Annotated in this window: 10 protein-coding genes; 9 read left to right on the forward strand and 1 reads right to left on the reverse strand. The window is 42.4% G+C overall.

Going from position 1 to position 14,634, the window contains the following annotated elements:
• Positions 1-3: 3 nt before the first annotated feature.
• On the reverse strand, positions 4-1,170 hold the full coding sequence (locus H8S51_RS03975; protein ID WP_118210410.1) for an MGDG synthase family glycosyltransferase: 1,167 nt from the start codon (positions 1,168-1,170) through the stop codon (positions 4-6).
• 113 nt (positions 1,171-1,283) lie between these two features.
• On the opposite strand from H8S51_RS03975, the gene H8S51_RS03980 reads away from it, so the two are divergent.
• The 9 genes from H8S51_RS03980 to H8S51_RS04020 all read left to right on the forward strand — a co-directional run bounded on the left by H8S51_RS03980 (position 1,284) and on the right by H8S51_RS04020 (position 14,548).
• Positions 1,284-2,321 carry a LacI family DNA-binding transcriptional regulator gene (locus H8S51_RS03980; protein WP_118210409.1) on the forward strand — a complete coding sequence of 346 codons (1,038 nt, stop codon included), beginning with the start codon at positions 1,284-1,286 and terminating at the stop codon, positions 2,319-2,321.
• A 460-nt stretch (positions 2,322-2,781) separates the two neighbouring features.
• Positions 2,782-4,734: a glycoside hydrolase family 127 protein gene (locus tag H8S51_RS03985; RefSeq protein WP_118210408.1), complete on the forward strand. Its 1,953-nt coding sequence runs from the start codon at positions 2,782-2,784 to the stop codon at positions 4,732-4,734.
• A gap of 87 nt (positions 4,735-4,821) precedes the next feature.
• Complete coding sequence (locus H8S51_RS03990; RefSeq protein ID WP_118413299.1) at positions 4,822-6,219, forward strand: ABC transporter substrate-binding protein; 1,398 nt, start codon at positions 4,822-4,824, stop codon at positions 6,217-6,219.
• Positions 6,220-6,302: 83 nt separating this feature from the next.
• Positions 6,303-7,196, forward strand: a complete 894-nt coding sequence (locus H8S51_RS03995) for a carbohydrate ABC transporter permease (protein ID WP_006856419.1) — start codon at positions 6,303-6,305, stop codon at positions 7,194-7,196.
• Between the two features lies 1 nt (position 7,197).
• Complete coding sequence (locus H8S51_RS04000; protein WP_015522226.1) at positions 7,198-8,061, forward strand: carbohydrate ABC transporter permease; 864 nt, start codon at positions 7,198-7,200, stop codon at positions 8,059-8,061.
• Positions 8,062-8,088: 27 nt separating this feature from the next.
• Positions 8,089-9,603 carry an arabinosylfuranosidase ArfA gene (arfA, locus tag H8S51_RS04005; protein WP_186899364.1) on the forward strand — a complete coding sequence of 505 codons (1,515 nt, stop codon included), beginning with the start codon at positions 8,089-8,091 and terminating at the stop codon, positions 9,601-9,603.
• Between the two features lie 663 nt (positions 9,604-10,266).
• Complete coding sequence (ltrA, locus tag H8S51_RS04010) at positions 10,267-11,550, forward strand: group II intron reverse transcriptase/maturase (RefSeq protein ID WP_241070849.1); 1,284 nt, start codon at positions 10,267-10,269, stop codon at positions 11,548-11,550.
• A gap of 241 nt (positions 11,551-11,791) precedes the next feature.
• Positions 11,792-12,352 (forward strand): TetR-like C-terminal domain-containing protein, encoded by a 561-nt coding sequence (locus H8S51_RS04015; protein ID WP_186900545.1) that lies wholly within the window; start codon positions 11,792-11,794, stop codon positions 12,350-12,352.
• A gap of 213 nt (positions 12,353-12,565) precedes the next feature.
• The gene (locus H8S51_RS04020; RefSeq protein WP_186900544.1) at positions 12,566-14,548 is read left to right on the forward strand and encodes an oleate hydratase; all 1,983 of its coding nucleotides are present in this window, start codon (positions 12,566-12,568) and stop codon (positions 14,546-14,548) included.
• Positions 14,549-14,634 lie beyond the last annotated feature (86 nt).

Below are 14,634 nucleotides of genomic sequence, written 5' to 3' on the forward strand. Positions count from 1 at the left end.
AATTTAAAATGCATACATTGTGTGACCAGTAACTATTTTTTCTAATGTTTTTATGATGTGCACGGCAGCGTCCGGTTTCCCATTTTCCATCTGTGCGAAAAGCATTTCTTCCCGCAGGGAAATATTTCCATGCCCATCAGGGGAGCTGGTGAGCAGTCTTTTTCCGAGTGTGATCTGTTTTGCAATATATTTTGAGGAGACGGAAAGATGTCTCTTTACAAAGAAATTGCGGTTTGCGGTCTCACATCCGGGAATCGGTGCTGTATGGACGATCGGAATACGCTTTACTAACGCTTCTGTGGAGGTGAGACCACCCGGTTTGGTAAAGATCACATCACAGGCATCCATATAGTCGGCAACACGGTTGGTGTAGCCAAGAATATGAACACGCGGATGATTCTTAAATTGTTTTTGCAGCACATCATAAATGTGCTTGTTATTGCCACAGATAATGATCATATGCTCGCCGGATCTTAAACGCAGTGAAAGTTCAGCCGCAAAGACAGCGAGTTTCCCGAATCCCATACTGCCACTCATAACAAGGCAGATCGGGACATTTGGTGGCAGATTTAAGGAATTGCGCGCACGGATCTTCGCTAAAATGCGGTCGTCAGAAGGGGAAAATGCGTGACTGACAGGAATACCGTAAGGGTATAGTCTGTCAGCAGGAATCCCACGGTGTACATATTCTGCAACGCAGTCCTCATGGGGCAGAAAATAGGCATCCAGCTCTGTCTCTTCCCAGAATGGAATACAGGTATAATCGGTGCCGATCGCAGCAGCAGGAATTTTTAGCATCCCCTTTTTCTTCATGTACGTCATTGTTTCTGCCGGGTAAAGGTGTGGCGTTACGATGATATCATAATCATGCTGTTTTAAATAGGCGGCAAGTTTTTTTGCCATCAGTGCATTGGTATAGTAGACAGGTGATTTATGTTTGCTACTCGAAATCGCCATGCCGATTTTATAGAGCATACCAAAAGCATGTGGCATATGTTTTACAAGTTCCACGTAGGCACCGCCTACTGCATGTGAAGTTTTTTTGCCGGAGAGCAGAAATATATCCAGCATGTCGGCAGTGTGGCCGCACCGGATGGCAGCTTCCCGGATCGCTTTTCCGGCGGCATTGTGCCCTTCGCCGGTATTACAGGATAAAATTAAGATTCTCATAGATACCAGTGTAGCATAACCGGGGCAAAAATTCGATACCTGATCGAAAGATATTGATTTTTGATTGGAAATATTGTTAAATAAAGGGGATTTGTGGTACGGGAGGTAAGGTTATGGCGACGATCAAAGAAATTGCAAAAGCCTGCGGTGTGTCGGTAGCTACCGTTTCGAATATCCTGAATGAAAAGCCGGGGGCAAGCGAAACGACAAGAAATCTTGTGTTAAAAACTGCAAAAGAAATGGATTATATGCCAAACTATGTGGCAAAAAATTTAAAAGCGCGCAATACCAGAAGCATCGGAGTCATTGCAGAGGATATGACGATCTTTAGTATCCCGGACATCATTGACGGTATTACGGAATATTGTGAAAAGGTAAAATATCAGATCCTTCTGACCAATTTAAGATTGTATAAAAAATATAATGATTATTATTATCACAGAACGGATTATTACGGACTGGTGGATGAGGAGATCAAGAAACTGATCGCAACACAGGTGGATGGAATTATCTATGTGACGGCACATGAGCGCATCATGCATTGTATTCCCGACAATTTAAGCATTCCGGCTGTGATGGCATACGGCTATACGGAGAGTAAAAGCATTCCTTCCGTAGTTGTGGATGATGAGCGGGGAGCATATGAGATGATCCGCTATCTGATCACAAAGGGACATAAAAAGATTGGAGTGATAACAGGAAAAACCGACAGTCTCCATGCACAGGCGCGTCTGATCGGGTACCAGAAAGCGTTGCGTGATGCGGGGCTTTTGTACGATCCTGAGCTGATCTATTACGGAGACTGGGGGAGAGAATCCGGACATATTGGTGCAAAGCAGCTTTTTAAGAAACAGGTAACTGCCATATTCTGTATGAATGACCTTATGGCAGGCGGATGCTATGACTGGGCAGATGAATCGGGAATTAAAATACCTCAGGAGATTTCAATCGCAGGGTATGATAACAGAGAACTGTCAAGTTATTATAAACCGCCGCTTTCCACAACCGAACTTCCGCTTCATGATATCGGTTACAGAGCTGCTGAGGTTATGATAGGTCTTGTGGAAAATCAGCCGGGTGAGACAGAAGAACCGCTGGTATATAAAGTCCCATGTAAACAGTTAATCCGTCAGTCGATCAAAACATTATAGAAATAAAATACTTTGTCATCCGTAAATAAGTCCTTTTTGCTGATTATCCGGCAGAAAGGGCTTATTTTATGTAGGTGAAGATATTTGTGAATAAATGTAATGCTTTATAGGAAATATGCACTATTTGTGCAAGTTGCACATGGTTAAACGATTTAAAAAATAAATAAATTGTGCGAAAAAGCAAAAACTTAGAAAAAGTTAGAAAAGAGAAGAAAATATAATAAAAAATAGTAATATATTGATATAAATATAAAATAACAGACTTTAATTATTGCAAACAGTATGTTATATATAAACAAGAACGAAATAGAAATCAATCAAAATAACGAAAAAAAGCAAAAGCACTTCAAAAAACATGCAAAAAGTATGAATGAAGTGTGAATAAACTGAGAACAGACATTTTGACCTGGTTAAACGTTTAATATTACACATGACAGGCGCATGAAGGAGGGAGGAAGTTATGGAGAAGAAAAAACTGACAGATGTGCCGCTGCATCAGATTCAGATCAAAGATGCATTTTGGGATAAATACATCCGATTAGTAAAAGATGTCATACTTCCTTACCAGTGGAACACGTTAAATGACAATGTGAAAGATGCGGCGCCAAGCCACTGTATCAAGAACTTTAAGATTGCTGCAGGTGAGGCAGAGGGAGATTTTGAAGGAGCTGTCTTTCAGGATACCGATGTTGCAAAGTGGTTAGAGGCAGTTGCATTTACCTTAGATTCATCCGGAAGAGATGACAAGTTGGAAAAACTTGCCGATGAGACGATCGACCTGATAGGGAAGGCACAATGTGAAGACGGATATTTAAATACCTACTTCACGATCAAAGAACCTGACAGAAGATGGACGAATCTGAAAGAAGGACATGAGCTTTACACGGCAGGACACATGATCGAAGCAGCGGTTGCATATTACAATGCAACAGGAAAAAGAAAGTTCCTCGACATCGTTTCAAGATTTGCAGATCTGATCTGTGAGACATTTGGACCGGAGAAAGGAAAGTGTCATGGCTATCCGGGGCATCCGGAAGTAGAACTTGCTTTAGTAAAATTGTACCGGGCAACCGGACAGAAAAGATATCTTGATCTTGCAAAGTTTTTTATTGATGCAAGAGGTGTGGGAGAAAATTATTTCTTTCAGGAAGAGAAGAAAGAAAAATATCAGCAGATATTTCCTGAATTTGCCGGATATGTACCGGAATATTCCCAGTCGCATCTGCCGGTAAGGGAGCAGAAAACGGCAGAGGGGCATGCAGTAAGAGCTGTTTATCTCTACAGTGCGATGGCAGATCTGGCATATGAATATCAGGATGAGACATTATTAGATGCCTGTAAAACACTCTGGAATAACATGACAGAGAAAAGAATGTACATCACAGGCGGTATCGGTTCATCAGGATTGTTAGAGCGGTTTACAACCGACTATGACCTTCCGAATGACAGAAATTATTCCGAATCCTGTGCATCCATCGGACTGGCGATGTTTGCAAAGCGGATGGAACAGATCACAAAGGATGCTAAATATGCGGACATTGTGGAAAAAGCACTGTATAATACGGTACTTGCCGGAATTGCGATGGATGGAAAGAGTTTCTTCTATGTAAATCCATTGGAAGTATGGCCGGATAACTGTATTGAACGGACATCCATGGAACATGTAAAACCGGTCAGACAGAAATGGTTTGGCGTGGCGTGCTGTCCACCGAATATAGCAAGAACACTTGCCTCCTTAGGACAGTACATCTACGGGGCAGATGAAAACAGTTTATACATCAATTTATATATATCGAATCAGACAAAACTTCTGATCGGAGAAACAGAGACAGAAGTGGATGTGGAAAGTAATTTCTTAAAGGATGGAACGGTAACGATCCGTCTGGATTCAAAGGAAGCGTCCAAAGGAACACTGGCACTCAGGATTCCTGGTTACACGAAAGAATTTAACGTGTGGCGCGGAAAACAGAAAATTGAAACACCGCTCATTAAAAACGGCTATCTTATGATAACAGATCTTATGGCATCTGAGGAGATCAGGATATCCTGTGATATGAAAGCAAGATTTGTATATGCAAATCCAAAAGTCAGAGCGGATGAAGGAAAAGTATGTATCATGCGTGGACCGCTGGTATATTGCATTGAGGAAACAGATAATGGAGCAAATTTAAGTTCCCTATATGTAGATACAAAAGAGCCGCTGACCGAAAAGTGGGAAGAACAGCTTTTAGGCGGTGTGATGACAGTAGAGGCAAAGGGAAAACGTATCTTAGAAGATAACTGGACGGCAGAAGAGTTATACAAAGAACAGCCGCCGGAGTTAAAGGATGTAACATTGAAAGCAGTCCCATATTGTTACTGGGGAAACCGGAAAACCGGGGAGATGGCAGTCTGGATCAGGAATCTGATCTGACAGAAAAATATGTATCACACGGAAGATCATCTGAAAAAAGGAGATACTTCCGATCTGATAAAGAAAAACCATTTGGGAGGTAAAAGTATGAAGAAAAAGGTTTTAGCAGCATTAATGTGTGCAGCAATGACAGTTGGAATGCTCGCTGGATGTGGCGGTAATTCCACAGCAGGAAACACCAGCGCCGATGCGGGGGAAGCAGCATCCGGTACTGAGAGCGCAGACAGCGGCGCAGGAAGAAGAGAGATGGATGTAGAAGGTGATGATGTCACAACACTTGAGGTCTGGACATTCATCGAGAACCATCAGGATTTCTACACTAACATGGCTGAGAAATGGAATGAGGAAAATCCGGATAAGAAGGTTAAACTTGTTTTATCCAACATGGCATATGATGATATGCACAACAAATTATCACTTGCATTAGAGTCAGGAGAGGGTGCTCCGGATGTCGTTGATATCGAGCTTGGTAAATTCCCTGCATTCATGACAGGTGATATCGGATTAAAACCATTGAACGATGCAGTAGAACCGTATCTTGACAATGTAGTAGAGTCCAGATTACAGCTTTACTCCAAAGATGGTAACTATTATGGATTCCCGACACACGTTGGTACAACCGTTGCTTTCTACAACACGGAAGCATTAGAGGCAGCAGGTATTGATTACACAACCATCAAGACCTGGGATGACTTCAAAGAAGCAGGTGCAAAATACAAAGAAGCAACCGGAAAAACATTTGCAGCATGTGAGACAACTGCTCAGTGGACATTAAACTTAATGCTCGCTCAGAAAGGCGGAGATTACTTAAATGATGATGGAAGCCTTGCAGTAAACAATGACACAATGGTTGAATGTTTACAGACCATGAAAGATATGCAGGATGCAGGTGCTATGGACGTTATCGCCGGTGGACAGCCTGACAACGAGGAAGCATATCCGTTATACAACAGCGGTGATGTCGCAGCAGCAATCATGCCATTCTGGCAGACCAGCCGTTACTTAAGCTACATGACAGACCTTTCCGGTAAAGTTGCAATCGCAGCACCTCCTGTATTTGGTGACAACGATGCAGTAAAGACCATCGGTGGTGGTGGTACCGGTACAGCAGTTGTAGCATCCAGTCCGAATGCTGACCTTGCAGCAGAAGTATTCGCTTACATCAAACTTTCTGACACAGCAAACGTAGAAGTTTGGAACGTATTAGGATTTGACCCGGTTAACACAGCAGTATGGACAGACAAATCCGTAACAGAGAACCCGGATAATCAGTATGTACAGTACTTCAACACAAAACCATTTGATGCATTATTAGATGTTCAGGACGGCATTGGATTACTGACCTGCTATACAGATGAGAAGATGCCATCCATCAACAATATCTTCTGTACAGAGACTTTGAATAATATCTTCGAGTCCGGTATGGATGTAAAAGAAGCGTTAGACGAGGCACAGTCTGCACTTCAGAATGAATTTGGAGAATAAGAGACAGGTTTAAACAGGCAGGGATGTGGGGCAGATGTCCTGCATCCCGTTTCCTGTTATGAGGGAAAAGGGGGCATTACAGCATGAATAAAGTGAAGAAGTTTTTGTATTCGCAAAAAGCAGCACCTTATGTGTTTATTCTTCCATTTGTTCTGACAGTCATTTTGTTTTGGGTATTCCCGATCGCAAATGGTGTACTGTTAAGTTTTCAGGACGTCCTGAAAGATAAATGGGTTGGAATGAACAACTATAAGAGATTACTCTCTGATACATATTTCAGAAAAGCAGTCTGGAACAGTTTTAAATACATGGTGGGAACACTGGTACTTTTAATTCCGTTTCCAATGTTATTTGCAAGTATGTTAAACAGTAAACTGATGAAGGCGAAGGGATTTTTCAAGTCTGTTTATTTTATCCCGGCACTGACATCTGTTGTCGTTGTAGGTACAATCTTCCGTCTGATGTTTGGTGAGATGGATACGGCACTTGCAAACCAGATTTTAAATTTCTTTGGACATTCTTCCATCAAATGGCTGAAAGGTGAATGGACCGGATACTTTGCACTTCTCCTAGTAGCGTGCTGGCGCTGGACCGGTGTCAATATCCTCTATTTCCTTGCAGGGTTACAGAATATCTCCACGGATCTCTACGAGGCGGCTTCCATCGACGGAGCGACAAAGTGGCAGCAGTTTAAGAGCATTTCAGTACCGCTTGTAAAACCGACTACGATCTATGTATTAACAATTAGTATTTATGCAGGACTTTCCATGTTCCTTGAGTCTTACATGCTGTGGAAAGGTAATAACTCCCCACAGAATATCGGACTTACGATCGTTGGTTATCTGTATCGTCAGGGTATTGAGAAGCGTGCAATGGGATATGCATGTGCAGTTGGTTTAGTACTTCTTATCATTGTTATGATCATTAATATCATCCAGCTTGCATTGACCGGAACATTTAAGAAGGAGGAGAGATAATATGGCAGCAGAATCTGTTGGAATGAGCCAGAAAAAGAAAGACAGGGCAGCAACCATCGGTATGATCATATTTTTTTCCATCCTTGCGATCCTTACCGTTCTGCCGATCTATCTGTTGGTATTAGCCAGTTTTAAACCGGGAAACTTCCTGCTTCAGTATGGATTAAATCTGAATCTGGATATCCCGCATTTAACACTGGACAATTACAAATTACTTTTTACAGGCAAACATGATTACTGGACATGGTTTGGCAACAGCCTTATCCTAACCGTGATCACTGTAATCCTGACATTGGCGATCAGTGCATTTGTTGCATATGGATTTGCAGCATATGATTTTAAGGGAAAGAACTTTTTCTTTATTATAGTTCTTCTGATCCTCTCTGTACCGTTTGAGGTTATTATGCTCCCTCTTTACAAACAGATTTCAAGCTGGGGCATGATGGACAGTTATGTATCGGTTGTGCTTCCGTTTTTGGCACATGCATCTACGATCTTTTTCTTCCGGCAGTATCTTTTAGGACTGCCCAAATCGTTGATCGAAGCAGGACGTATCGATGGTGCGACAGAGTACGGTATTTTCTTTAAGCTGATCGTACCGATCATGAAACCGGCATTTTCCGCGATGGCGATCTTAAATGGTATGAATGCATGGAACAACTATTTGTGGCCGTTGCTGGTTATCCGTTCTGCCGACAAATATACACTGACCATTGGTCTTAACACACTGATCAATCCGTATGGTGATAACTACAGTCTGTTAGTTGTTGGTTCTGTATTTTCCATCATACCGATATTTATCTTATTTATCTGCTTCCAGAAATACTTTATTGAAGGTATGACAGCAGGTGCGGTAAAAGAGTAAGATTTTAAGTGACAGGAGGAAATATACATGAGTAGAAAAGCAAAAATGGTACTGGATAAAGAATTTCAGATCGCTCCGATCGATAAAAGAATTTACGGTTCTTTTATCGAACACCTTGGAAGAGCGGTTTATGAGGGAATCTATCAGCCGGGACATCCGTCTGCAGACGAGGATGGATTCCGCAAAGATGTGATGGAGCTGGTAAAGGAGCTGGACGTTCCGATCATCCGCTATCCGGGCGGCAACTTTGTGTCAAACTTTTTCTGGGAGGATTCTGTGGGGCCGGTTGAGGAGCGCCCGCACCGTCTGGAACTTGCATGGAGAAGTTTAGAGAAAAATGAAATCGGTTTAAACGAATTTTCCAAATGGGCAAAGAAAGTCAATTCTGATGTCATGATGGCAGTGAACCTTGGAACCCGCGGCATTGCAGATGCCTGCAATCTTTTAGAGTACTGCAATCATCCTTCGGGAACGAAATACAGTGACCTGCGTATCAAACATGGTGTGAAAGATCCGCATAAGATCAAAGTCTGGTGCCTTGGAAATGAGATGGACGGACCATGGCAGATCGGACACAAGACAATGGAAGAGTACGGAAGACTTGCGGAGGAGACCGCAAAAGCAATGCGTCTGATCGATCCGGATATCGAACTGGTATCCTGCGGAAGTTCAAATCTGGATATGCCAACCTTCCCGGACTGGGAGGCTGTTACACTCAGTCATACTTATGATTATGTGGACTATATTTCCATGCATCAGTATTATGGCAACCGTGACAATGACAGCAATGATTTTCTTGCGCAGTCCGATGATATGGATACATTTATCCGTACAGTCATTGCAACCTGTGATTATGTTAAAGCGAAAAAACGCAGCAAAAAAGTTATGAATTTAAGTTTTGATGAATGGAATGTATGGTTCCACTCGAATGCCGCAGATGATGATATTACAGAAAATCATCCATGGCAGGTAGCACCTCCGATGTTAGAGGATATTTATAACTTCGAGGATGCATTGTTAGTCGGACTGATGCTGATCACGCTGATGAAACATGCAGACCGTGTCAAGATGGCATGCCTGGCACAGTTAGTCAATGTTATCGCACCGATTATGACCGATGCGGCAGGCGGAGCATGGAAACAGACGATTTTCTATCCTTTCATGCATGCATCTAAATATGGCAGAGGCATTGCATTGCAGCCGGTGATCGCAAGTTCAAAACATGCAACTGCAAAGCATGACGAGATCACGGACGTGGAATCTGTAGCTGTCTATAATGAAGAAAAGGATGAGGTTACGATCTTTGCAGTAAACCGTAACCTGGAAGAGGATGTAGAGCTTACCACCGATGTGCGCAGCTTTGCGGGATACCGGATCAAAGAGCATATCGTGATGGAAAATGATGACCTGAAAGCAGTAAATACACTGAACGAGCAGAATGTATATCCGGTTGCTGCAAATGACAGAAGTAAACTGGATGATGGTGTTGTTACAAGCGTATTGAAAAAAGCAACCTGGAATGTGATCCGTCTTGGCAGATAAAACATGAAAGCCGTTGTGTGAACGAATTGTTACAGATTCTTCAAAGAGTATTCAAAAAATGTACAACGGGATTTCACAAATTGCGGATATATTATTAGTATCACGAAAGAGTGATAAAACTTTTTTTCATAAATTCTCCCCCTTTTTAAATCCACCATTTCCCCAAATGGTGGATTTTTTGGTTTGCGCGCCATGGGCGCGCTCTAATGGGTGAAAGTCCCGAACACGCCTAGGCAACGAGGAAGTGTATAGCAGAACAGCAAGGGTGTCCATCGTGAGGTGGAATCTGAAGGAAGCTGTAAGCAAACTCTTGGTCCGACGGACAGAAATCACATATAAGGCTCGGAAATACGGATAAGTCTGCCAAAAGAGATGAAGTCCTAAAGTTGCTGGAAGTACGAGTAAATGTGGCGGATAGATGAGAGGAAAGAGCGTGCACCTTAAGCGTGGAGGTCTCACAGGGGTTTCATTAGCCTAGTAACAACGAACTGTGAGAAGTCAGCCGAGCCCATAGTAGTGAAGAAGTCTCTGTAATAGAGATGGAGCAAAGGGGCGAACAATCAATAAGTTTGAGTATGTCTCGTATTGCAGAAGAGATAACATCTGCCGTAACCAATCGGGTAAAAGATGGTCAAATCAAGCGAGACGGAAAGGAAAGAACGCATGGACACAAGTAGTCTAATGGAGCAGATATTATCTAGCGATAACCTCAACAGAGCATATCTGCAGGTCGTACGAAACAAAGGTGCAGAGGGAGTGGACGGAATGAAGTGCACAGAACTTAAGGAACATCTTGCAAAGAACGGCGAAATCATTAAGGAGCAGCTGAGGACAAGAAAGTATAAACCTCAGCCAGTACGGAGAGTGGAGATACCAAAACCCGATGGCGGTTTCAGAAACCTGGGAGTGCCAACAGTAACAGACAGATTTATACAACAAGCTATTGCACAGGTCTTAACACCAATCTATGAGGAGCAGTTCCATGATCATAGTTATGGATTCAGACCGAACAGATGTGCACAACAGGCAATCCTGACAGCACTTGATATGATGAACGAGGGCAACGACTGGATTGTAGACATTGACTTGGAAAAGTTCTTTGACACAGTAAACCATGACAAGCTTATGACCATCATAGGCAGAACTATAAAAGATGGAGATGTTATCTCTATCATTAGGAAATATCTTGTCAGTGGAATCATGATTGATGATGAGTATGAGGATTCTATTGTGGGAACACCACAAGGAGGAAATCTTTCACCATTACTGGCAAATATCATGCTGAATGAACTTGATAAGGAAATGGAAAAGAGAGGGCTTAACTTTGTACGATACGCGGATGACTGTATTATTATGGTCGGAAGCGAAATGTCTGCCAATCGTGTAATGAGAAACATATCTCGTTTTATTGAAGAGAAACTAGGACTCAAAGTTAACATGACCAAGAGCAAAGTAGATAGACCAAGAGGATTGAAATATCTGGGTTTCGGATTCTACTTTGATTCAAGAGCACACCAATTTAAGGCAAAACCACATGCAAAATCAGTAGCAAAGTTCAAGAGGCGAATGAAAGAACTCACTTGTCGTAGCTGGGGCGTTAGTAACAGCTATAAGGTTGAGAAACTTAATCAGCTTATCAGAGGGTGGATTAACTACTTTAAAATAGGTAGTATGAAGGTGTTATGTGCCACGCTCGACCAAAGCATAAGATTTCGATTGCGCATGTGTATATGGAAACATTGGAAAACTCCACAGAATCGCGCGAAGAACTTAATAAAGCTAGGGGTATATAAGAAACTAGCGTACTCAACGGCTTATAATGGTGCGAGAATCGCACACTGCTGTCAAGGCGGTGCCATGAATGTAGCCGTTACAAAAGAAAGACTAACCCGTTTTGGATTAATCTCAATGTTAGATTACTACACCGAAAGGTGTGTTACTTGTTAAGTTGACTGAACCGCCGTGTACCGAACGGTACGCACGGTGGTGTGAGAGGTCGGGAAATCACTCAGATTTCCCTCCTACTCGATTGCAATAATTACAAATATCATTAAAATAGAGGCTTTTTAATGACAGAATAGCAGCGGTATGCTAAAATTCAGACAAGTATTTTCAGATGTATGAAACGAGGGAAAATAGTTAAACAACTTGTGATTTATTATAAATACGAAGGAAAAGGAGTGTCCGTATGAGTAATACAACCAAAAGAGCATTAGAGGCATCCTTAAAAAAATTACTTTTACAGAAACCATTAGATAAAATTACGATCCAGGATCTGACCACGGACTGTGGAATCAGCCGTATGGCATTTTATTACCATTTTAAAGATATCTATGATCTGGTTGAATGGGCATGCGTGGAGGACGGAAAGCGGGCGCTGCAGGGAAAACGAACCTACAATTCCTGGCAGGAAGGGTTAGAGCAGATTTTTAAGGCAGTGCTGGAAAATAAACCGTTTATCATGAATGTATACCGTTCGGTCAGCAAGGAACAGATTGAAAGTTATCTTTATAAGCTGACGTTTGAACTGATCGAGGGTGTGGTAAATGAGAAGGCGGAAGGAACCGGTCTCCCGGAGGAAGATAAACGTTTTATTGCAGATTTTTACAAGTATGGTTTTGTCGGTGTGATGTTAGACTGGATCAAAGACGGTATGCAGGAAGACTACAGCACGATCGTCAAAAAAATGAGTCTGACACTGCACGGAAATATCAGTAATTCGATTGGAAATTTTTTAGATGAAGTGTGATTTATGTTTCGGATGACAGTCAGCAACGTCGTCCGGTTAATTTAGGTACGCTGTACCGGATTTGTAAATGCAGGGCCGATTATTTATCAAAACAGGCGGAATGATAAAAATATTGTCATTCCGCCTGTTTTGTATATTGGATTTTTATCCGGGAAGTAATAAGATGACCACAGAACGAAGATAATAAAAGCAGTTAGAAAGGAGATTCTTATTATGTCAAATAAAAATAAAACCATCGCGTTAGCATCTTTGATTGCAGCAGGAGCCGGTGTGGCAGCAGTTGCGGCAAGCAACAGCCACAAACAGGCAAAGGCAAAGAAAATCGCCGAAAAACAGCAGGCAGAGAGTGGAACACCATACCGCAATACAGAGCGTGGAAAATACGAGAAAAACAGCAAAGGTATTTATTATACCAACGGTAACTACGAGGCATTTGCACATCCGAAAAAACCGGAAGGTGTCGATGAGAAAAACGCTTACATCGTAGGAAGCGGTCTTGCATCTTTAGCAGCAGCATGTTTTCTGGTCCGTGACGGACAGATGCCGGGCGATCATATCCATATTTTAGAGGCAATGGATATTGCCGGCGGTGCATGTGATGGTATTTTTGATCCGTCCAGAGGATATGTAATGCGCGGCGGTCGTGAGATGGAGAACCATTTTGAGTGTCTGTGGGATCTCTTCCGCAGTATTCCTTCGATTGAGACGCCTGGTGTATCTGTCCTGGATGAATATTACTGGCTGAACAAAGAAGATCCGAACTATTCTCTGTGCCGTGCAACTGAAAACCGTGGCGAGGATGCACATACAGATGGAAGATTCAATTTAAGCCAGAAAGGCTGTATGGAGATCATGAAACTTTTCATGACCAAAGACGAGGATCTCTACGACAAGACGATCGAGGATGTCTTTGATGATGAAGTGTTTGATTCTACTTTCTGGCTGTACTGGAGAACCATGTTTGCATTTGAAAACTGGCACAGCGCATTGGAGATGAAACTTTATTTCCAGAGATTCATCCATCATATCGCAGGTCTCCCAGATTTCAGTGCATTGAAATTTACCAAATACAATCAGTATGAATCATTGATCCTGCCAATGCAGAAATATCTGGAAGCAGCAGGGGTTGATTTCCAGTTTAATACGGAAGTTACCAACGTGATCTTTGATATCAAAGGTGACAAAAAAGTAGCTACAGCGATCGAGTGTAAGGTAAAAGGTGTTGAGAGCGGTATTGTCCTGACAGAAAATGATCTTGTATTTGTGACAAACGGAAGCTGCACCGAAGGCACGATTTATGGTGATCAGAACCATGCGCCGAACGGAGATGCAGAAGTCCGCAACAGTGGCTGCTGGAATTTATGGAAAAACATTGCAAAACAGGATCCGTCGTTTGGACGCCCGGAGAAATTTTGTTCCGATGTTGCCAAGACAAACTGGGAGTCTGCAACGGTAACTACGCTGGATGATAAGATCCTGCCATATATCACGAATATCTGTAAGAGAGATCCAAAGAGTGGCAAAGTTGTAACCGGTGGTATCGTAAGCTGCAAGGATTCGAGCTGGCTGTTAAGCTGGACGATCAACAGACAGGGACAGTTCAAGGATCAGGATAAAGATAAAGTCTGCGTATGGGTATACGGATTGTTTACCGATGTACCGGGTGATTATGTAAAGAAACCTATGAAAGAGTGTACCGGTAAAGAGATCACGGAAGAGTGGCTGTATCATATGGGTGTACCGACGGATCAGATCGAAGAACTTGCAGAGCACAGCGCTGTCTGCGTACCGACTATGATGCCATACATCACAGCATTCTTTATGCCAAGAACCAAAGGTGACCGCCCGGATGTTATCCCGGATGGATGTGTAAACTTTGCATTCTTAGGACAGTTTGCAGAGACACCGAGAGATACTGTATTTACCACAGAGTACTCTGTCAGAACTGCAATGGAGGCTGTATACGGACTGCTTGGCGTAGATCGTGGTGTACCTGAGGTATGGGGAAGCGTATATGATATCCGTGAACTCTTAGACAGCAGTGTCAAACTCATGGATGGCAAATCCCCATTAGAGATCCAGCTTCCTGGACCGCTTAATGCATTAAAGAAACCGCTGATCCGTCTTGTAAAGGGTACTGTGGTTGAGAAAGTGCTGCGGGATCATAATGTATTAAAAGATGAAATGTTAGCATAAAATATTGCAGAGAGCGCTAATTTCAGGTAAATGTTTAGTTTAAATGAATATTTGTTTTAGATGAATTTTTAGTTCAGATGAATGGA

It is taken from the genome of Roseburia rectibacter (assembly GCF_014287515.2).
Taxonomy (GTDB): Bacteria; Bacillota; Clostridia; order Lachnospirales; family Lachnospiraceae; genus Roseburia; species Roseburia rectibacter.